Below are 21243 nucleotides of genomic sequence, written 5' to 3'. Positions count from 1 at the left end.
TGATCGCTGAAGTGGCAGCCCGTCGCATCAGAGGAGTGATTTTATGAATCATGTCTGGGGTCTTCTGGCGCATCCTAACCAGGAAATGCGCGATATCAAGCAAGAAAACGAGAGCGTTTCGCACCACTACACCCACCATGTTTTGATGATGGCAGCGATCCCGGTGATCTGTGCCTTTATCGGTACCACACAATTGGGCTGGAATCTGGGCGAAGGGCAGTTCGTACAACTCAACCTGCTGACCGGCATCGGTCTCGGCATTCTTTTCTATCTGATTATCTTAGGCGGCGTGGCGGTGATGGGCCGCGTCATTCATTGGATGGCGCGCGATTATCCGCAGCGTCCCAGCGTTCAGCGCTGTACCGTGTTTGCTGGCTATGTCGCTACCCCGTTATTTATTAGTGGGCTGGTGGCACTTTATCCGCTGGTGTGGCTGTGCGTGTTGATCGGCGCAGTGGCGTTACTCTATACCGGTTATCTGCTGTACGTCGGCATTCCGGTGTTCCTCAATATTGATCGTGAAGAGAGCATGCGCTTCTCAGGATCGACACTGGCGATTGGTGTGCTGGTGTTTGAAGTGCTGCTGGCACTGACCGTGGTGTTGTGGGGTTACGGACCACGATTGTTCTAACCTGCAATGATACCGTGAACGGGAGGCCATTAGGTCTCCCGTTTTTTAACGCTCAGAAACAATCTACCTAAGAAATTTCGCAGATAAGCGCGTATTATGCTGCTGCCAGCCCGCATCCCGTCTGGTTTGATGCGCGCGGCCTGTGTCTTAAACACGGCGCAAAACTCCTTACCGGATTTTTTTGACTCGATGTCTGTAAAAATGCGTATTTCCTTGCTGTCGCTGGCGCTGTTTGTCGCCGCACCGGCAGCTGTCACTCCGGCACTGGCCGCGCCTGCTGCGCTGTCTAATCTGGCGCCGATTGCCCAACCGCAAATCGCCTCCGGCAGTGCCATGATTGTCGATCTTGAAACCAATAAAGTGCTGTTCTCCAGCCATCCGGATCGTGTGCGGCCTATCGCGTCACTCACCAAGCTGATGACTGCAATGGTGGTGCTGGATGCGAAACTGCCGATGGACGAGATGCTGTCGGTGGATATCAGCCACACGCCAGAGATGCGCGGTGTGTTCTCGCGCGTCAAATTGAACAGTGAAATCAGCCGCCGCAATATGCTGCTGCTGGCGCTGATGTCATCGGAAAACCGTGCTGCCGCCAGCCTGGCGCATCACTACCCAGGTGGCTATGACGCCTTTATCCGTGCGATGAATGCCAAAGCGCGTGCGCTGGGCATGACGCATACCCACTATGTTGAACCGACAGGTTTGTCGATTCACAACGTCTCCAATGCGGAAGACTTGATCAAGCTGGCAAAAGCCACGCGTCAATATCCGTTGATTGGTGAACTGAGCACCACCAAAGAAGATACGGCGGTGTTTAAGCATCCGAACTATGCGCTGCCGTTCCGTAATACCAATCACCTGGTGTACAAAAACGACTGGCGTATCGCATTGACTAAAACCGGTTATACCGATGAAGCCGGCCACTGCCTGGTGATGCGCACGGTGATCAATAACCGTCCGGTGGCGCTGGTGGTGCTGGATGCGTTTGGCAAGTACACCCACTTTGCCGATGCCAACCGTCTGCGCGACTGGCTGGAAACCGGCAAAGCGGCGCCGGTTCCGGCAGCGGCGCTGGCCTACAAGAAGCAGAAATCGTCGCAAACGGCCAGCAACGAGTAATCACGACGTCTGTTTCCCTTCACAGATGCACAATGGATTGTGCGTCTGTGAGTGCTTCCGATTGGCGGGATAAGTCCTCCCGAATGACCAAAAAAATCCCTAATCGTCAGCACCAATGTTTTCGCGCTTCATTCCTATAGTTTCCGCTTCGGCTACGCTCTACACTGGCCGCCATCTAAAGTTAAATGGCATTTATCGGCTGTCATTGCGCTGGAATCTTACTCATATGTACAAGCTTCGTTCGCTATTTACCCCATTTATACTGCTGCTGGTGCTGTTAAGCCCGGCACTGAGCTACGCGGATGACAATACTGCCGCCGCAGCTCAGCAAGTGGACGCCGCACCCAAGGTCAATCCTGCGGTTGAGCTGCCGAAAATGCAGAAAATCCTCGACAAGATTAAAGGCCAGGTGTCAGGCGATACCAATGAGAGCCAGCTCAACCAGCTCAATGAGATGGCGCTGGAGCTTTCGGGTAATGCAGAAACCCTCAGCCAGTCGCTGATCCAGCAGGGGCAGCAGCTGGATGCACAGTTAGCGGTGCTCGGTCCGGCACCGAAGCCGGACAGCGGTGTGAAAGAGACGCCGGAAGTGACGCGTAAACGCGCTTCGCTGGAGAGCCAGAAAAGCAAGCTGGATGACCAAATCAAGCAGGCCGACGGCATTAAAAATGGCGCGCTGGTGCTCTCCTCACAGATCGTCAACCTGCGCCGTGATCAGTTGAAAAGCCAGCTGGCGCTCAACTCAGGCAGCATTTTGGGGCCGCGTTTTTGGGCGCCAATGGTCAGCCGTCAGGATCTGGACGGTGAGAAGATCAGCGACTTTATCGCTGAACTGCAGAACACCGCTGCGCTCTCCTGGGAACCCGGTTGGCGTTTCGGCACCATGGGTTGGTTGATTGCGGCAATGCTGGTGATGACCCTGGGCCGTCGCTACTGCGAAGAGTTTTTGGCCTGGGTGAGCATCAATAAACTGCCAGAGGGGCGCTTGCGTCGCAGCTTCCTGGCCGCGGCAATTGCCTTGACCACCCTGGCGGCCGTGGTGCTGACCTTCAACTTTATCGCGCTGGCGTTTACCCGCCGTGATGAAGTCTCGACTGACGTGCAGGATTTTGTTGAGCGTCTGGTACAACTCAGTGTCTATTGCGGTTTGATCGCCGGATTAGGGCGAGCCTTCCTGTCCACGCGTCGTCCGAGCTGGCGATTGCCCGGCATCTCCAATGAAGTCGCACAGGCGCTGAAGCCGTTCCCGCCGATTACGGCTGGATTGGTGTTTATTTTCCAGACAGCGGAAGCCTTTAACTACAGCGTTGGCACCAGCCTGAACACCACTATTTTCGCGAACGGTCTGACGGCGCTGCTGATTGGCACCACCGGTATGGCGATAAGCATGCGTACCAACCGCGTACGCCGCCGTATGGTGCAAGAGGGCAATGCGCCAGAAGCGCGCCCGACCATTGTTGGACTGGTTCAGCTGGCGCTGACGCTCACCGCGCTCGCGATATTGATTTCACTGATCATCGGTTATGTCACGCTGGCCCGCTTCCTCGGTTATGAGGTGATTTGGTGCGGCATTCTGTTTGGCTCGTTCTACTTCCTCAGCCATTTGATCAATGACGGCTGTGAAAGCCTATTCTCCACCAACAATGCCACCGGCAAACGTCTGCAGACCTCATTAAACATTGATGAGCGTTATCTGCAGCAGGCGGCTACGCTGCTGGGCGCAGTTGGTAAAACCGCACTGATCGGTATTGTGGTGCTGGCGCTGCTAAACGGCACCTTCGCCTCTTCAACGCCGATCGAGCTGATTCAGAAAGTGATTGAGTTCTGGGGCGGCAAAGGGCTGGAGTCGTTGAACATCGTGCCGGCGCATATGGTGAATGCCATTCTGTGTCTGGTGGTGGGCATCTACGTGCTACGTTCGGTGCGTCGCTGGCTGGATAAAGATTTCCTGCCCAAAACCACCATGGACGTGGGCATGCGCGTGTCGCTGGTGACGCTGTTCAGCAATATCGGCTATGTGCTGATCATTCTGCTGACGCTGTCGATCATGGGCCTGCAGTGGAACAAACTGGCGTGGATCGTCAGTGCCTTGTCGGTCGGTATCGGTTTCGGCTTACAAGAGATCGTGAAGAACTTTATCTCCGGTTTGATTCTGTTAACCGAGCGCCCGGTAAAAGTGGGCGATCTGGTGAGTATTAGCGGCATTGAAGGGGATATTCGCCGTATCAATGTGCGTGCCACCGAGATTCAGCTCAGTGATAAATCCACGGTGATTGTGCCGAACTCACAGTTCATCTCACAGAACGTGCGTAACGCCACTATGGGCAATGCACAGGGTGTTGTGACCATTATGTTGACCTTCCCGCTGGATATTGATCCGGTGCGTGTGCGTGAGATTCTGCTGGAGGTTTACCAGGAGAACGAGCGCATTCTGGAAACGCCTGAGCCATCCGTCTCATTCAAGGATTTGACCTCTGCGGGCATCGTGTTGAGCGTCACCGGCAACGTGGCGGGCCAGCGTCAGATCTCCAGCGCTAAGAGTGACCTGCTGTTCGATATTCTGACGCGCCTGCGCAAAGAGGGCATTGTGCTGTCCACACCGCAGACGATGATCATTGAACGTCGAGCCGTGCCAGCGGCCACGCAGGAAGAGGGCGAGCAACTGCCATAATCCATTGGGCGGCTCTCGGGCCGCCCATTAATTTATCAAGCCTTAACCGCCCAACCTTTCTGTTTGCTGGTTTTGCCGATCCCCGGATTAAAGGTATTGGTCGGATCCAGCTGACGATAAAACGCCTGCAACTGCGGTTTTGCCTGATACAGATGCCCGACGTTATGCTCAGCCGGATACTCGGCACCGCGTTCGCTGAGGATCGCCAGCATCTTCTCCTTCAACGCATGCGCATCCACGCCTTTCTTCACGATGTAATCCTGGTGGAAGACATGACAGAAGAAGTGGCCGTAATAAAGGCGATGACTAAGATCGTTATCAAACTCCGCCGGTAAGCGCTCAAACCAATCCTGATCGTTACGACGCAGCGCGATATCCAGCGCCAGAATATCTTCCACTTCATCCGCATGCACCGCGTGGTAGCGCACTGCGGCACCGGCAGCGGCGAAGCGATGCAGGAAAGCATGTGCGCCTTCCTTGCCGTCACAGGCAAAGAACTCGCCACCGCCTTCGCGGAAGTATTCGTGCAAATACTCCTGCGCTTCCGCTACGCCTTCACCGGACATTTTCAGCATCAGGTGATGCTCAAACTTATCGCGATACTGCTTCATACGTTTCGGCAGATGGGCAGGCAACCAACCGCTGATGCGCTGCAATACGCGATCGGTGAAGTGCGGTTTAACAAAACTCAGCTTACCCAGCCAGGCATCCACCCGACCTTTCAGCGTGAAGAACAGTGGCATTTTGTCGGTGCCGAGCTTATCAATCATCACAAAAGTGTCTTTGCCGTACACTTCGGCGATGTCGAAAATGTCGCGGTGCATGTATTCGCCCGCTACCGGTAAGTTTTTAAACTCGGCCAGGATATGGCGGCGCAGATCGCCCAATACCGCTGGATCGTTAGTACCGATATAAAACACCTGCTGCTTCGGTTCGCTGGGGAAGGTATCAAGACGCACGGCGAATACCGCCAGTTTGCCCGCGCAACCCGAAGCCTCGAACAGGCGGCGCTCATCGGCGTTGAAGCGAGCGGGTGTATCCGCATGGATATCGCGCACGCGTTCTGCATATTCATGATCTGAAGCATGACGTTCATCCCAGCGCACATCGCTCTGCTGCCAGCGATCGTCATCCAGTCGACCGAGCATCTCTTCCGGCGAGTGGCCGAGATCCATGCCGAGATGATTGACCAGCTTCAGTTTGCCGTCGGCATCAATCTGCGCATAAAGCGCCATTTCGCTGTAGGCCGGGCCGCGTTTGATCAGTGAACCGCCGGAGTTATTACAAATCCCGCCCATCACTGATGCGCCGATACAAGAGGAGCCGATCACCGAGTGTGGTTCACGTCCCAGCGGCTTAAGGGCTTTTTCCAGCTGATAAAGGGTGCTGCCAGGGAAGGCCAGAATCTGATTGCCGCCATCAATCAGCTGCAATTTATCGAGGCGCAAAGTACTGATGATCACCACCGGGCGATCATAATCATTGCCGTTAGGCGTGGAGCCTTCGGTCAGGCCGGTGTTGGCGGCCTGCATCAAAATCACCGCATCGGCCTGCACCAGCGCCTGCAATATCCGCCACAGTTCCAGCAAGGAGCCGGGGAACACCACCGCCAGCGCATCGCCTTCACCGGAGCGGAAACCCTTACGATAGCGTGCGGTTTGTTCCGCCTCAGTTAACAGGTGTGAAGGGCCGACGAGGCGGCGCAGTTCAGCCAGCAGTGTAGGGTGTGAGGTGTTGTTATTCATGAACCTGTCCTTGTCGTTAACGTTGCGCATCTACTTTAGCACGCGTCAACGGCATGGTCGCGGTGTGACATCGGTGGCTACCTGCTATCCTGAACTTGTGGCACACTGGCCCGGTTATTTCGATATTGCGCAGTCACTTAAGAGAACCCGACCTGATGAAATGGATTTGCTCTGTTAGCCTCGCTGTTTCCCTTGCCATGCAGCCTGCCTTCGCAGATGACCTGTTTGGCCCCCATCCGATGACTGAACAGGCGCGTGACGCCTTTGTTAACCAGCTGCTCGGCAAAATGACCCTTGATGAAAAAATCGGGCAGATGCGCTTGATCAGCGTGGGGCCAGACACGCCGAAGGAGGCAGTGCGCGACATGATCCAGCACGGTCAGGTTGGCGCAATCTTCAATACCGTCACGCGTCCGGATATTCGCGCGATGCAGGATCAGGTGATGCAACTGAGCCGCCTGAAAATTCCGCTGTTCTTCGCCTATGACGTGGTACACGGCCAGCGCACGATTTTCCCGATTCCGCTCGGCCTCGCGGCCAGCTGGGATCTGGATGCGATCGGTGAAGTCGGCCGCATCTCCGCTTATGAAGCCGCCGACGATGGTCTCAATATGACCTGGGCGCCGATGGTGGATGTTACGCGCGAGCCGCGCTGGGGACGCGTGTCTGAAGGCTTCGGAGAAGACACTTTCCTGTCCTCGCAAATGGGCAGCGCGATGGTGAAATCCATGCAGGGCAAAAGCGCCGCCGACCGTTACTCGATCATGACCAGCGTGAAGCACTTCGCTGCCTATGGCGCAGTGGAGGGCGGACGTGATTACAACACTGTGGATATGAGCCCACAGCGCCTGTTCCAGGATTATCTGCCACCGTACAAAGCTTCGCTGGATGCGGGGAGTGGCGGCGTGATGGTAGCGCTCAACTCCCTCAACGGCACGCCAGCGACGGCGGATGGCTGGTTGCTGAAAGACCTGCTGCGCGGTGAGTGGAAATTTAAAGGCATCACTATCAGCGATCATGGCGCGATCAAAGAGTTGCTGAAGCACGGCGTGGCTAGCGATCCGCAGGATGCGGTGCGTATTGCGCTGAAGTCCGGCATCGATATGAGTATGAGCGATGAGTACTACAGCAAATACTTGCCTGGGCTGGTAAAGAGTGGCGCCGTTACCATGGCGGAGATCGACGATGCCGCGCGTCACGTGCTGAACGTCAAATATGATATGGGCTTGTTTAACGATCCCTACAGCCATTTAGGGCCGAAAGGCAGCGATCCGCAGGACACCAATGCCGAGAGCCGTCTGCATCGTGCAGAAGCACGTGAAGTGGCGCGTAAGAGCATCGTGCTGCTGAAAAACTGGCATGAAACCTTACCGCTGAAAAAAGACGCCACCGTGGCGCTGGTGGGGCCATTGGCTGACAGCCAGCGTGACATTATGGGCAGCTGGTCAGCCGCGGGCGTGGCGAAACAGTCGATTCCGCTGCTGCAGGGTGTACGCAATGCGATGGCGGGCAAAGGCACCGTGCTGTATGCCAAAGGGGCCAACATCACCGATAACAAAGGTATTCAGGACTTCCTCAACCTTTACGAACAGGCGGTTAGCGTGGATAAACGCTCGCCGCAGGAATTGATTGATGAAGCCGTTGCCCAGGCGAAGAAAGCGGATGTCGTGGTCGCCGCTGTGGGTGAAGCGCAGGGGATGGCGCATGAGGCCTCCAGTCGCAGTGACCTGGTGATTCCGCCAAGCCAGCAAAAACTGCTGGCGGCGCTGAAAGCGACCGGTAAGCCGTTGGTGATTGTGTTGATGAACGGTCGTCCGCTGACAGTCGTCAACGAAGATCATATGGCTGATGCGATGCTCGAAACCTGGTTCAGCGGCACCGAAGGGGGGAATGCGATTGCGGACGTGTTGTTTGGCGACTACAACCCATCGGGCAAGCTGCCGATGTCCTTCCCGCGTTCCGTAGGACAGCTGCCGATTTACTACAATCACTTGCCAACCGGGCGTCCGTATAACTTCGCCAAGCCGAACAAGTACACCTCGCACTACTACGATGCGGTGAACGGTCCACTCTATCCGTTTGGTTACGGCCTGAGCTACACCACCTTTACGGTGTCACCAGTGAAGATGTCTGCGAAAACCATGCCGCGCACCGGCACAGTTGACGCGAGCGTTACCGTCACCAACACCGGCAAACGTGATGGTGCCACGGTGGTACAGATGTATCTCAACGATCCGGTGGCCAGCATCAGCCGCCCAGTGCAGGAGCTTCGTGGCTTCAAACGCATCATGCTGAAAGCGGGCGAGTCACAGACCGTAAGCTTTAAGATTGATGTGGATGCACTGAAATTCTGGAATCAAAAAATGCAGCATGTCGCCGAGCCGGGCAAATTCAACGTGATGATTGGCCTCGATTCGGTACGCACCCAAGACGGGCAGTTTGATTATCTGTAAGCGTTAGTTGTCGCCACTTTGTGGAACGGTGCGGTTTGTCGCAGGATGAATCGCACCGTTACCCCTGGCAGTATATGATAGGCCCGAGCTTATTCTGCCAACGGGCATAACCGACAAACGTCATGAACCTCCGCAATCGTATCCAGCAGCAAGTCTTTCGTCTTAACGGCCTCGCACTCAACGAATTCGATATTTCGCAGCCGCTGGGCGATCCGGGTTTGTTTGGTCCTGACCATGTGATCTGGCGCGTGCACGGCGACTTTCCTTCGATGTTATGTGGTGGCATCAGCGCCTTGATGTTGCAAATGCTGCATCCGGCCGCGCTGGCGGGGGTGTGGGATCACTCTAACTTTCGTCAGGACATGCTGGGCCGTCTGCGGCGCACCAGCCAGTTTATCGCCGTCACCACTTTTGGTAACACGGTGGACGCCAATATCCTGATCGAGCGCGTTAAACGCATCCATCTGCGCGTCACCGGTATTGATAACGCCGGGCAACCCTATGCTGCCAGCGATCCGCATCTGCTCACCTGGGTACACGTCGCCGAAACCAGCCGCTTCCTCGCCGCGCATCTGCGCTACAAAAATCCGCAGCTCTCACTGGCCGAGCAGGATCGCTATTACGATGAAGCGGCGCTCATCGCCGAAGCCTTAGGGGCGGAAAAGGTGCCGAAATCGGTACAGGCGGTGGACGCTTATCTGCAGGCGATGCGCCCGGAACTGATTTGCGATGAACGCACGCTGGAAGTGATGCAGCTATTAATTAATGCACCGGCCCCAAGCTGGCAGGCGAAACCGGCGATGCGGGTGATGCTAAAAGCCGGGATGGGGTTGTTACCGGACTGGGCGCAACAGCAAATTCAGCAGCCGATTAGCCCGTTGACACAGTGGCGCGTGGATAAAGAGATCGCGGTGATTGCCGGTTTGCTGCGCTGGTCGATTCAGCGCGGGGCTTATTCCCGCGCCATGCAACGTATGGGACGCTAACGCTACAAATGCAGCTCGTCCTGCTTTTTGGTGTAGGTGCGCGGTGTGCGGGCTTCACGTTTAAGGGTGAGCTGGCGCTGCTGATAATGATGAAACAGCATCCCTAATCCCACTCCCATCAGCGCTAATGGCAGCAAGCTGTAGTAAATGTCGATGGGTAACAACACCAATAGCACCGCACCACCGAGCATAAACGTGAGCGCTGACATCACCCATGTATAGCGAAGAAACAGCCACACTAAAATCGCGAAAATCACGACATCGCGCAGGTTCAAATCGAGGTTTTGCAGCACCATGCTGAGCAGCTCCGCAAGGAGGAATGTGCAGACAATAGCATGCGAGGCGGCAAATGAATCGCGAATTAATTTGAAGTTTGTCAGGGCGTTGTGCTGGCATTCATCAGTCATTCTCACGCTTCCTGACTGCACTTTGAGAGTTTTACCCTTGTGTCACATGGTGCGAGTGCCGATCCTGCTCTATTCTCAGGGAAAATGGATCCCTCAAGGCTTTGTCGAGGCGTTATGACACACCAACCTCTGATTGCTGAGGTGCCAAATCAGCAAAACACACTGACCGCCATCGTCGAACAGGATGCGCGCACGGCCTACTTTTACATCTGGCCCAACGATCTGTTTCGCAGTCAGTATGCGGTGCGCGGCTGCTGGCTGCGCAATCTGTTGCCTGCACCGGCGCGTGAAGATCGTGAAGCGATGGAGCAGGGCATTGCGCCTCTGCTCAGCGCAGAGTATTGCCGCACCTTAGAAGCCGAGCCGATGCTCGACCCTGCCGGTCTACAGATTTTGTGGGAACCGAGTGATGACGGTGCAGCCCTGTGGTATTACGGCCAACTGCTGGCGGTGATCCCCGGCTGGAGTCTGTATCAGGATAAGCAGGTGAGTTTCTCTGCTGGCTGCATCAAAGAGAATCGCCTGACCGCACCGCTCGGATCCGCTTCCACCAATGATTACTATGCACGCGCCGAGCAGCAGCGCCACTTCTGGCGTGACTGGCATGACGGCCATTTATGGGATGTTGTGCAGCATGAGCTGATGCAGTGCTACCAGGCGCAGTTTGGTGAGTCGGTAAAGTATTACGCTATCGATCAAGGGAGCTGGCCGCCAATGGCCATCTCTCAGCACTGGCACAATGGCGTGTGGGTTTTTCTCACGCTGGGTATGGGGATTCGGCCCATGCCGCAGGTGGATTACCTGTTTGATGAGCTGGCCCCGCAGTACCGCCGTGTTGAGCTGGCGATGGCAGTAGACGGTGAAGTGATGACCGAAGCCAATGCGGTGCAGATGGCCAGCGCGCTGGCGGAATTCGCGCACTTGCCGTGGGCGCGGCTGACGTGGATTGGCGAAGGGCACACGCTGGCATCGGAAGTGGCGCCGGTGGGCTTCGAGAGTTTCCTGCTGGCCAATGGCTTAGCACCGGAAGTTGCCCAGTTCCGACTGCCCAAGCGCGATGGCGATCGTCCGAATCTGCTGTGGGCGACACCGATCACCGAAGCGGAACGTCAGTTTGCTCAGGCCGACGATCGCGGTGGACAACAGCTGCTGCAGCGTTTGCAGGCAGAAGGTAATGACCATGTATTTCGGCCACGTCAGGAAGTGGTGGATCCGCCGCAATAGCCCTCTCTGCGGGCGGTTGCCCGCACCCTGATGAGTAAGCGCAACGTTAGTCACCCTCCTAATGATCACCTAAATCAACTATTTGCATTTTTGTGATCTTGCTCACCTCAAGTTCCTCTGTAACACGCCGTTAACCTCGATCAGGCAACTCGCCAACCAGGGTAAGAGCACACTGATGTTAAAAACTACACAATCTCGTTTTACCGCGACGTTGGTCGCATTTTTCGTGGTGCTGATGCTGGTTACCGTGGTGGTGATCAATCAGTTTGTGGCACCGCAGTTGAGTCAAAACGAAAGCCGATTAGTGCGCTATGAGGTGGATGGCCTGGCGGGACGTATTGTCGAACAGATGAACCGCGTGCAGGCGCAGCAACGTGCCATTACCGAAGCCGCAGGCGTGATGGATAGCGCGGCCATCGACAACTTGCTGCCTGCGCTGGTGAACCAGTATCAGGACAGCAACGTGTTTGGCGGCGGTATCTGGCCGCTGCCTAATCGCCGCGATCCGGCGAAGGAAAAAGACAGTTCGTTCTTCGCCCGTAACGCCAGCAACCAGTTACAGGTCAACACTTACTGGAACTCGGATGCGGCCGACAAATACTGGGAGCAGCCGTGGTACAAAGACGGTATGGCCGCGGCCAAAGGGCAATGTGCCTGGGCTAAAGCCTATCAGGATGCGGCCAGCCCGCAGCCGCGTACCAACTGTGCGATGGCGATTTATCGTGATGGCACGGTGTGGGGGGTATCAACCATCGATGTAACGCTCGGTTTCTTCAACCAACTGGCGAAACAGATGGGCGACGCCATTCACGGACGTGTGTTGATCGTTGAAGCGGATGGCAAAGTGGTGGGCAACGCCGCACTGCTGGAAGGTGCACCGAAGCTGGAAAATCTCGCGGATACGCAGCTGCCGATGGCGGGCGCGCTGAAAGGTCTGCTGAGCCAGGCAGGTCATCAGCCTACGCAAACCACCTTTAAAGGCGAAGATGGCGAGCACACGCTGTTTCTGCAGGCGATCGCCGGTAGCCCGTGGTATCTCGCCAGCGATGTGCCGTCCAGTTTGCTGGATGCGCAAACCCACAGCATGCTGACTCGCCTAGGCCTGGTGCAGATCCCGCTGGCGGTGATCCTGCTGCTGGTGCTGCTCGGCTTCGTGCGCGCCATGATGAAACGTCTTAGCCTGCTGAACCGCAATATCGAAGCGCTGTCGACTGGCGGCGCGGATTTAACTCAGCGTCTGCCTGCCAGCAACAGCCCGGAATTTAACGCGGTGGCGCAAAGTTTTAACCAGTTTATTGAGTATCTGCAGGGGCTGATGCGTCAGGTGGGCGACAGCGCACTGGCGATTACCTCTGCCTCGCGTGAAATTGCCAGCGGCAATGCCGATCTGTCTGCGCGTACTGAATCGCAGGCCAGTTCGATTGTCGAAACCGCCGCGTCAATGGAAGAGCTGACCGGCACGGTACGTCAGAACGCCGACAATGCTACCCACGCCAATCAATTGGCGGACGGTGCCTCGCAGGTGGCGGCGCGCGGAACGGACGTGGTGCGTCAGGTGGTCACCACCATGGGTGCGATTAATCACTCATCCCGTAAAGTGGTGGATATCATCAGCGTGATTGACAGCATCGCCTTCCAGACCAATATCCTCGCACTTAACGCGGCGGTGGAAGCGGCCCGAGCGGGTGAGCAGGGGCGTGGATTTGCTGTGGTGGCGTCAGAAGTGCGTAATCTGGCGCAGCGCTCCGCTAACTCGGCGCGTGAGATCAAGAAGCTGATTGAGGAGTCGGTGGCCAATATCGATACCGGCAGCCAGCTGGTGGAACAAGCCGGTCAAACCATGGATGAGCTGATGCAGGGCGTGAGCAGCGTGACCACCCTGATGAGTGAAATCATGTCTGCCAGTCGCGAGCAAAGCATGGGCATCGAGCAGGTTAATCTGGCAATCACGCAGCTGGATGGCAGCACCCAGCAGAATGCCGCGCTGGTCGAGCAGGTGTCGGCTGCCGCACGCGCCATGGAAGAGCAGAGCGTGCAGCTGGAGCTGGTGGTGCAGAGCTTTAAGTTGTAAGGCTGGCCGATTTACCACAAGTGATAACGCAGGCTGGTGCCGCTCAGGGGCTGGCGGTCCTCGCGCCGCTGACGCGGTACCCTCACGTCATTCGTCCGCCTTACGGACCGGCTGGGATGGAACATCCCTGTTCCAGCCCAGCCTTTCGACCGCATCCATGCGGTCTCTCCTGGCAGACTCACTCTGTTCGGCGCTGCGGATTGCCTGCCCCTGAGCGGCACCAGCCTGCTTCTGATCTTAGGTGTGGTTTGTTAGAAAAGGCTCCGTGCTTCAGGCTTGAACGGATTGGTAATTCAAAAGGTTTAGCATCAGCGCTGAGGTTTTGATGTTGGGCTTGGGTGCACAGGCACGATGCGCTGATGACGTGCGTTTCTGCTTTAGGGCATCTCACGGAAACGCGTTGCGGATCTCTTCACGCGCGGCATGGCGAGTGGCATTCGCCACCGTGCCGCGATCCACCAGTTTCCCCTGCAACAACAGATTGTAAATCGACGACTGTGGACGATTGAGGCGGTTCTGGATCAGTTGGATCGCTTCATAACCCAGCTCGCGACAGGGCACCGCAAAGCCGGTGATGGGCATCTCTGGCGATCCTTCCAGCCGGCTGGCTAGATCCGTGGTCATCAGCGAAATGTCTTCGGGAATGCGCAAGCCGCGTGACAGCAGTGCATTCTGCACGCCGTTAATAATGCCTTTGCCGCCTGGCAAAATCACATCAGGCCACTGATCGCGTGGGTGCGTATCCAGCCAGTGATTCAGTGCGATCTCGGTGTCATGCGAGGAGTAGGCTTCGATGACAATCAAATCCTGCTGGGCATTAAACGGCATATGAAAATGGCGGTAGGCGTCTTTGATCCCTTCCAGACGCAAAAACAGCGTCTCACGTCGCAGACAGGTGACGGTCAACACCCGGCGGTGGCCTTGCTCAAACAGATGCTGCATAGCGCTGAAACCAATCGCCCGATGATCGGGTGACACCGCATCCAGCCGCATATCTTTATCACGAGAGTTAATCAGCACACAGGGTTTACCGAGTGACGCCGCCAGACTGAAGATCGCTTGATCGTCGGTGCCGATAATGATGATGGCGCTGATGTTTTTTGCTGCGGCTTTTTCCAGAAACAGCTTCACATCGGCGCGCTGTTCCTCCAGTGGGCAATAGCTGATATGCACATCATGCGACGCGCAGGCCTCAGCAATCCCGCGTGTCACTTCATGGTAAAAGTGATCGCCGCGTGGGGTGAAAGTGCGCCCTGGGGCAAACACCACAATGTCATTGATCAGCAGGCGACCACTCACCATTTCCTGCAATACACCTAGCCTGCGCGCGCAGTCGACAATCGCCTCACGCGCTTTTTCGCTGGTGTAGGATTTCCCGCTCAACACGCGTGAAACCGTACTCACTGAGTAGCCGGTGATTGCTGAAATTTCGTCCATTCTGAGCTTGCCAGCCATAGTGTGATCCCCATCCCAATCAATTTTTGCAAATTTTTGCAGACGCAGTGGACTGATATTAAGACGGTTTTACATTTGGTTCACAAACTCCTGTATCGCTCTGCGAGCATTCTCACAAAAACAGATTGTCCGACCCGCAGCGCTTTTTTATGTTCCTCGCAGACACCTCAACAGCGGTTATCGGCGGAGAATCTCCATGTTAAAAATTGCGATAGTGGGCATGGGCAATATTGCCAATTCACATATCCAGGCGTTTCTGCAGTTTCCTGAGCGCGGCAGAATTGTCGCGGTAGCGGACGTGTATCCCGAAAAAGCGCGGGAGAAATTGCAGCGCTACGGCCTGCACGATGTGCGGGTTTACCAGGATCACCGCGAGATGCTGGCCGAGGGCGCAGATATCGACGTGGTCGACGTCTGTACGCCGCCTTATGTGCATGCGGAAAACACCATTGCGGCCCTGCAGGCGGGCAAGCATGTGCTGTGCGAAAAGCCTATGGCGGCCTCGCTGGAAGAGTGCGATGCGATGATTGCTGCGCAAAAAGCTAGTGGCAAAATTTTGTCAGTGGTGGCGCAGAACCGCTTCACCGATGCGTTCTGGCAGTTGAAAGCGGCAGTGGATTCGGGCCTGGCGGGCAAAATTTGCCACGCGCAAATCGATTCATTCTGGTGGCGTGGCCATTCGTACTACGACCTGTGGTGGCGCGGCACCTGGGAGAAAGAGGGCGGCGGCTGCACGCTTAACCATGCGGTCCACCACATCGATGCCATGCAATGGATGCTCGGTGCGCCCAGTGAAGTGGTGGCGATGATCGGCAACGTGGCGCACGACAATGCCGAAGTGGAAGATCTCAGCGCCGCGATTTTCCGCTATCCCAACGGCACGCTGGCGCAGTTGACCGCTTCTGTGGTGCATCACGGTGAAGATCAGAAAATCGTGCTGCAGGGTGAGAAAGCACGTCTCTCAGCGCCGTGGAAAGCGGTCGCCATGCAGGCGGCAGAGAATGGCTTCCCGGAAAAAGAGAACAATCTGGCGCTGGAGCAGGAGCTGGATCGCCTGCATGCCAGCACCGCACCGCTCACCTGGACACTGCACGCCGGACAGGTCGATGACTTCTTCTCAGCGATCGAACAGCAGCGTGCACCGCTGATTGATGGTGAGCAGGGCAAACGCTCGCTGGAACTGATTACCGCCATCTACAAGTCGGCCATCACCAAAAGCACCGTCTCGTTACCGATCCCCAAAGAGGATGCTTTTTATCGCACTGGCGGGCTGATCGCCTATGCACCGCACTTCTACGAAAAACAGGCTTCGGTAGACAACTTCGCCGATGTTGATGACATCCCATTGGGTAAAAACTTTGCGTGAGGAAACAACCATGAACAAACAGGATGGCATGAACTACGCGCCGAAAGGCAAACCACAACCGGTGGTGCAGCCGGGGGAATTTATCATTGCGGCGGCAGGACTGGATCACGGCCACATTTACGGCATGTGCAATGGCCTGACCGAGGCCGGAGCCATGCTGAAGTGGGTATACGATCCCGATGCCGCCAAAGTCGATAAGTTTGTGCAGCAGTTCCCGCAGGTGCAGATCGCCGATTCGCTGGAGACCATTCTGGCCGATGCGCAGGTGCAACTGGTGGCAGGCGCTGCGATTCCCTCGGAACGCTGTGCGCTGGGGCTGAAAGTGATGGCGGCGGGCAAGGATTACTTCACGGATAAAGCCCCGCTTACCAGCCTCGAACAGCTGGAAGATGCCAAAGCAATGTGCGCCAAAACCGGGCGCAAATATGCGGTGTATTACAGCGAACGTCTGCATGTAGAGAGCGCGGTGTTTGCCGGACAGCTGGTAGAGAAAGGGGCTATCGGCCAGGTGGTGCAAACTTTGGGTACCGGCCCACATCGTGAAGGCACCGGACGGCCCGACTGGTTCTATCAGCGTCGCTATTTCGGCGGCATTTTGTGTGACATCGGGAGCCATCAAATTGAGCAATTCCTCTACTACACAGGCAACAGCGAAGCCACGGTGGTGGCAAGCCAGGTGCGGAATTTCCGCCATCCACAGTATCCGCAGTTCGAAGACTTTGGCGATGCGATGCTGGCGGGTGAGAACGGCGCCACCGGCTACTTCCGCTGCGACTGGTTTACGCCGGATGGCTTATCCACCTGGGGTGATGGGCGCATGACGCTGCTCGGCACGGACGGTTATATCGAGATCCGCAAATACACCGATCTCACACGCGGTGAGCAGGACGTGGTGTATCTGGTGAACAAAGAAGGAGAGTTCCGCTATGCCGTTTCCGGTGAAGTGGGCTTCCCGTTCTTTGGACAGCTGATTAACGACTGCCTCCATCGTACAGAGCACGCCATGACGCAAGCCCATGCCTTTAAGGCGGCGGAACTCTGTGTCAAAGCGCAGATGCTAGCCAATGCGGGATAGCATCCCGGCCCTATAAGTTGATTTCCAATTCTGTTGATAACAACGGCGGCAGGGCATAGCACCTTGCCGCTAATACATACCCTACCAGAACAGGAATCGGATCGATGGTTAAACCTACAGAACGTCGCGTCGGTTATGGCGTCGCGATCCGCTACGGCCTGACGGATCTCTTTGGCGGCGGTGCCTTTGCGGTGATTGGCACCTGGTTGCTGTTTTTCTATACCACCTACTGCGGATTATCGGTGTTTGAAGCGGGCTCGATATTTGCCATCGCCCGCGTCATCGATGCGATATTAAGTCCGATCATGGGCTACATTACTGACAACTTCGGCAATACCTGGCTGGGGCGAAAATTTGGCCGCCGCCGTTTCTTCCTGCTGATCTCCTCTCCCTTAATGCTGCTGTATGGCGCGCTGTGGGTGACGGATATGGGCTACTGGTACTATCTCGGCACTTATCTCACCATCGAACTGGTGTCGGCAATGGTGCTGGTGCCGTGGGAAACCTTGTCCTCAGAGATGACCAATCGCTTTAGCGAGCGCACGCGTCTTTCGGGCGTGCGCCTGATGTTCTCAGCGCTTGGCAGTTTCCTTGCCGTCTCAGTGCCGGGCATCATCATGACCTATACCGGCAAAGACAACGCCATTACCTATACGCTGACCGGCGTCATCTTCTCGGTGATTTACTGCGTGGCGGTGTTTATTACCTGGTTGACCACCTGGGAGGCCAAAGATATTCAGCCGGAAGAGGATGTGGCGCAACATTCGGCGCGCCAGGGGAGCCTGAAGGCCCACCTAAAGTATCTGTTTGTCGATTTGGCATCGTCATTCAAAATCAAAGCCTTTCGTCAGCATCTGCTGATTTATATCTGCTCCTTCACCGCGATGGATGCCTTTCTGGCGGTGTTCACCTATTTCGTGATCTACGGCCTGAAGCAGGATGCCTCACTGGCTTCACTGCTGCTAAGTAACATGATGTTTATGTCGATTCCCGGCACTTTCATTTTCATGATGCTGCTTGGCCGCTTTAATATGACGCCCTCCAACGCGCTGCGTATGTCCTACCTGAGTATCGTCGCTATCTTCCTGTTCCTGTTTGCGGTTTATCTGTGGCAATGGCAGGTGCCCACGCTGCTGTTCAGCGCAGTCTTTCTGTTTTTGGGCATCGTGCGCGCCGGGCTGTTTTACATTCCGTGGAACATCTACAGCTTTATTCCCGATATTGATGAGATGGTGACCTGTAAGCGGCGTGAAGGGATATTTGCTGGTGTCATGGTGTTGACGCGTAAAAGTTCGGTGGCCATCGCCATTTTCATGATTGGCATCGTGCTGCAGGAGAGTGGTTTTGTGAAAGGCAACGGTGCGCAACCGGAGAGCGCCATCCATGCGATTGTCGGGTTGATGGTGTTTGTCACCACGGCACTGCTGGCGGCGAGCTTCTGGCTGACCTTTAAATTCAAACTGACGCAGCGTAGCCATAAGTTGCTAATCAAAGAGGTGGCGCGCCGCAAACTGGGTGGCACGGCAAGAGGTTGCGATGCTGAAACGCGTGTGGTGATTAAAGATCTCACTGGCTATGAATATGATGAAGTGTGGGGCGCAAGCCGGCATACAACTGCCCGCGATACGACAATCGAATCCGAGCTAAAACTGAAGGGGCGGCTTTAAGCGCGAATGCCTGTCAGGTAATCACTCAGTCAAATCAGGCTGCCCTTTAAGAGGGGGCCGCCTTATCTGTGCGCATAGGCGGAATTAAGCGGTCAGAGCGTGGCGACGACAGACTCAAGGCGGCCCGGGACTGTGCACGCCTCCGCATCCTGGCTGATAACGATGACGACTTTATAGCGCCCATGGTTGGCCGATTTGAATTCTACATCCTGAGTCGTTACCGCTTTGTCTGATGACTGCTAAGCTTAAATTTCTCTACTTAAGCGCACGGAATGTGCGCGATTTCCTCAGTTTCAGTCTTTGAGGTTGTGTACAATAGCTGAGAATTATCTGAAGGAGTTGTCATGCCCGCCATTGAAGTTATTCTCGTCGACCACCTCGATCGTCCCACCGGCAAGATGGAAAAGCTGGAAGTACATGAGAAAGGATTGCTGCATCGTGCGGTGACGGTCTACGTGTTCAATTCGCGCCATGAACTGCTGCTGCAACGTCGTGCAAACGGTAAATATCATTGTGGCGGCTTGTGGAGCAACACCTGCTGCGGCCACCCTTATCCGCAGGAATCGACCCGGGATGCCGCTGAACGTCGCTTGCGTGAAGAGATGGGGATGCAAGTAGCGCTGACGCCAGTGTTCGAACTGAGCTACAACCTGCCATTAAGCAACGGTCTGACCGAGCACGAGTATGGTCATGTATTCTTCGCCACCAGTGATATTGAACCCAACCTGAATCCGGAAGAAGCGGATGCCTGGTGTTATCGCTCGATTGAGCAGATTCAGCAGGAGATGCTGGATCAACCCGAACAATTTACGCCCTGGTTCCTGCACACCTTCCCGCGCATTCCCCATACGTTTGGCGATTTCCGCCTGACCGCATAAAAAACGCCCCTTAAGGGGGCGTTGTTGTCTCAAGTGAAGTCTTCCGCATCCACATCGTAGCCTGAGGGCTCCCAGCGGATCGCCAGCAGCGCCAGCAAGCCAATCAGCGGGGCGAGGAAAATCACCCAGAACACGCCGGTGCCGAATGCCGCCACCAGTAGTGGGAACAGGAACAGCGACACGGTTGAACTGCCGCGCATCAGCGTCTGGTTAAAACCAACCCCCACGCCGCGCAGTGAAGCAGGGTAGCTCAGCGAGGCAAAGGTCATGGTGTGTGAGCCCGGACCGAACCCCTGACCAAACAGGAACAGCGCCAGCATCGCAATCGCCAGTGCCGCTTGTTCACCGCCTTCCGGGCGACCAATCAGCGCTAACCCCAGAAGGGCAATGCACTGACAGCTGTAACCCGCCACCGACATCTTCCACGCGCCGAGACGCGGCACCAGACGCACGGCCAGCAAGCCACCCACGAAAGCGAACAGCAGATTCAACGCCAGCGACACCAAAATAGTGGTCAGCATCGATTGCGCAAAGAAGCTGGAGATGATCACCGGCAGGCCAAAGGCCACCGCGTTATAAGCAAATGATGAGGCGATGGACGTCACGGTTGCCAGTATGGTTCGACGACGATAAACCCCCTGCAGCAGCGCGCCATAGTTACGCCAGCTGGCTTTGCGCACCGGCTTGGCCTGCGTCAGTTCGGCATCTTCCGCGACATGGGCATTGATGTTGTAGGAGCGCTGCAGGATCTGCGCGGCGCCGTGCAGGTTGCCCTGATTGGCCGCCCACACTGGAGACTCACTCATATAACGGCTGCGAATGGCAATAATCAGCAGCGCAGGTACCGCGCCGAAGCCGAGGATCAGTCGCCACAACCAGTCGGTGTGACTTTCCGGCAGCACCGCATACAGCAGCAGCACCAGCAGATATGAAATACTGATTGCCGCATACCAGGTGGGACACCACATTGCCACGCTGGCGGCCTTATTCCCTTGCCCGCGCAGTTTGAAAACTCGGCAAGAAACGCCATGGCGACAGGAAGATCGATGCCCACGCCCAATCCCATCACAAAGCGTGCACCGCCCAACACGTATTCGTTCGGGGCAAAGGCGCAGGCCAGCGCTGCAACCACAAAGAAGAACATATCCGCCATAAACACGCGGTAGCGGCCAATTTTATCGGTGAGATAACCGCCAATCAGCGCACCCACAATCGCGCCGAAGGTAATCGCGGAGGCCACCATCCCGGTGCCGGTCGGCGTCAGGTTAAATTCGCGCGTGACATCTTTGATACCAAAGGCCAGTGCGCCAAGGTCGTAGGCATCGAGGAACACACCGCCGAGGGCGATGGCCACCACGATGCGCGCATTGCTGCGAGACTCGTTGCTGTTGTTCACGAGATTCGATACGTCAGCCGCGCTGCGAATCCATTTGGTTTCGCCAGTCGGCGTATTCCCTGCCAGCGCCACGTGCGCCGGAGAAGCTAAGTCGGACAT

Annotated in this window: 14 protein-coding genes and 1 pseudogene; 11 read left to right on the top strand and 4 right to left on the bottom strand. The window is 56.1% G+C overall.

Annotation, left to right across the window (positions count from 1 at the left end):
- Positions 1-43 precede the first annotated feature (43 nt).
- From FD737_RS01835 to FD737_RS01825, 3 genes are all read left to right on the top strand, one after another.
- Positions 44-631: a Yip1 family protein gene (locus tag FD737_RS01835; protein ID WP_160832566.1), complete on the top strand. Its 588-nt coding sequence runs from the start codon at positions 44-46 to the stop codon at positions 629-631.
- A 189-nt stretch (positions 632-820) separates the two neighbouring features.
- Positions 821-1750, top strand: coding sequence for a D-alanyl-D-alanine endopeptidase (gene pbpG / locus FD737_RS01830; RefSeq protein WP_034821245.1), 930 nt, complete (start codon positions 821-823; stop codon positions 1748-1750).
- 226 nt (positions 1751-1976) lie between these two features.
- The gene (locus tag FD737_RS01825) at positions 1977-4421 is read left to right on the top strand and encodes a DUF3772 domain-containing protein (protein ID WP_160832565.1); all 2445 of its coding nucleotides are present in this window, start codon (positions 1977-1979) and stop codon (positions 4419-4421) included.
- Positions 4422-4456: 35 nt separating this feature from the next.
- Here the strand turns inward: FD737_RS01825 and dld are convergent, their stop codons facing one another.
- Positions 4457-6166: a D-lactate dehydrogenase gene (gene dld, locus FD737_RS01820; RefSeq protein ID WP_160832564.1), complete on the bottom strand. Its 1710-nt coding sequence runs from the start codon at positions 6164-6166 to the stop codon at positions 4457-4459.
- A 155-nt stretch (positions 6167-6321) separates the two neighbouring features.
- Between dld and bglX the strand changes: the two genes are divergently transcribed.
- Positions 6322-8619, top strand: coding sequence for a beta-glucosidase BglX (gene bglX, locus FD737_RS01815; RefSeq protein ID WP_160832563.1), 2298 nt, complete (start codon positions 6322-6324; stop codon positions 8617-8619).
- Between the two features lie 122 nt (positions 8620-8741).
- Positions 8742-9605: an oxygenase MpaB family protein gene (locus tag FD737_RS01810; protein ID WP_160832562.1), complete on the top strand. Its 864-nt coding sequence runs from the start codon at positions 8742-8744 to the stop codon at positions 9603-9605.
- 2 nt (positions 9606-9607) lie between these two features.
- On the opposite strand, the gene FD737_RS01805 is transcribed toward FD737_RS01810, so the two are convergent.
- Positions 9608-10012, bottom strand: coding sequence for a hypothetical protein (locus FD737_RS01805; RefSeq protein WP_237448726.1), 405 nt, complete (start codon positions 10010-10012; stop codon positions 9608-9610).
- Positions 10013-10126: 114 nt separating this feature from the next.
- Between FD737_RS01805 and FD737_RS01800 the strand changes: the two genes are divergently transcribed.
- Both FD737_RS01800 and FD737_RS01795 read left to right on the top strand, forming a co-directional pair.
- Entirely contained in the window at positions 10127-11236 is a 1110-nt protein-coding gene (locus FD737_RS01800; RefSeq protein ID WP_160832561.1) for a suppressor of fused domain protein, read from the top strand.
- 175 nt (positions 11237-11411) lie between these two features.
- Positions 11412-13307, top strand: coding sequence for a methyl-accepting chemotaxis protein (locus tag FD737_RS01795; RefSeq protein ID WP_097117347.1), 1896 nt, complete (start codon positions 11412-11414; stop codon positions 13305-13307).
- Between the two features lie 387 nt (positions 13308-13694).
- Here the strand turns inward: FD737_RS01795 and FD737_RS01790 are convergent, their stop codons facing one another.
- Entirely contained in the window at positions 13695-14762 is a 1068-nt protein-coding gene (locus FD737_RS01790) for a LacI family DNA-binding transcriptional regulator (RefSeq protein ID WP_160832560.1), read from the bottom strand.
- Positions 14763-14958: 196 nt separating this feature from the next.
- On the opposite strand from FD737_RS01790, the gene FD737_RS01785 reads away from it, so the two are divergent.
- From FD737_RS01785 to idi, 4 genes are all read left to right on the top strand, one after another.
- On the top strand, positions 14959-16128 hold the full coding sequence (locus FD737_RS01785) for a Gfo/Idh/MocA family protein (protein WP_160832559.1): 1170 nt from the start codon (positions 14959-14961) through the stop codon (positions 16126-16128).
- A 10-nt stretch (positions 16129-16138) separates the two neighbouring features.
- Complete coding sequence (locus FD737_RS01780; protein ID WP_160832558.1) at positions 16139-17203, top strand: Gfo/Idh/MocA family protein; 1065 nt, start codon at positions 16139-16141, stop codon at positions 17201-17203.
- A gap of 104 nt (positions 17204-17307) precedes the next feature.
- Positions 17308-18870, top strand: a complete 1563-nt coding sequence (locus FD737_RS01775) for an MFS transporter (RefSeq protein WP_160832557.1) — start codon at positions 17308-17310, stop codon at positions 18868-18870.
- Positions 18871-19214: 344 nt separating this feature from the next.
- Entirely contained in the window at positions 19215-19748 is a 534-nt protein-coding gene (gene idi / locus FD737_RS01770; RefSeq protein WP_097117336.1) for an isopentenyl-diphosphate Delta-isomerase, read from the top strand.
- Positions 19749-19777: 29 nt separating this feature from the next.
- Here the strand turns inward: idi and FD737_RS01765 are convergent.
- A pseudogene (locus FD737_RS01765) lies at positions 19778-21243 on the bottom strand (MFS transporter).

The organism is Pantoea sp. Seng, from assembly GCF_009829935.1.
GTDB lineage: Bacteria > Pseudomonadota > Gammaproteobacteria > Enterobacterales > Enterobacteriaceae > Pantoea > Pantoea communis.
Note: the sequence above shows the minus strand (reverse complement) of the source record. Positions and strands in the feature narration are given on the sequence as shown.

Coding starts and splice junctions, on each gene's coding strand:
- FD737_RS01775 (WP_160832557.1), top strand. CDS start 17,308: ATGGTTAAACCTACAGAACGTCGCGTCGGTTATGGCGTCGCGATCCGC.
- dld (WP_160832564.1), bottom strand. CDS start 6,166: ATGAATAACAACACCTCACACCCTACACTGCTGGCTGAACTGCGCCGC.
- FD737_RS01785 (WP_160832559.1), top strand. CDS start 14,959: ATGTTAAAAATTGCGATAGTGGGCATGGGCAATATTGCCAATTCACAT.
- FD737_RS01790 (WP_160832560.1), bottom strand. CDS start 14,762: ATGGCTGGCAAGCTCAGAATGGACGAAATTTCAGCAATCACCGGCTAC.
- pbpG (WP_034821245.1), top strand. CDS start 821: ATGTCTGTAAAAATGCGTATTTCCTTGCTGTCGCTGGCGCTGTTTGTC.
- FD737_RS01805 (WP_237448726.1), bottom strand. CDS start 10,012: ATGACTGATGAATGCCAGCACAACGCCCTGACAAACTTCAAATTAATT.
- FD737_RS01825 (WP_160832565.1), top strand. CDS start 1,977: ATGTACAAGCTTCGTTCGCTATTTACCCCATTTATACTGCTGCTGGTG.
- FD737_RS01800 (WP_160832561.1), top strand. CDS start 10,127: ATGACACACCAACCTCTGATTGCTGAGGTGCCAAATCAGCAAAACACA.
- FD737_RS01835 (WP_160832566.1), top strand. CDS start 44: ATGAATCATGTCTGGGGTCTTCTGGCGCATCCTAACCAGGAAATGCGC.
- FD737_RS01795 (WP_097117347.1), top strand. CDS start 11,412: ATGTTAAAAACTACACAATCTCGTTTTACCGCGACGTTGGTCGCATTT.
- bglX (WP_160832563.1), top strand. CDS start 6,322: ATGAAATGGATTTGCTCTGTTAGCCTCGCTGTTTCCCTTGCCATGCAG.
- idi (WP_097117336.1), top strand. CDS start 19,215: ATGCCCGCCATTGAAGTTATTCTCGTCGACCACCTCGATCGTCCCACC.
- FD737_RS01810 (WP_160832562.1), top strand. CDS start 8,742: ATGAACCTCCGCAATCGTATCCAGCAGCAAGTCTTTCGTCTTAACGGC.
- FD737_RS01780 (WP_160832558.1), top strand. CDS start 16,139: ATGAACAAACAGGATGGCATGAACTACGCGCCGAAAGGCAAACCACAA.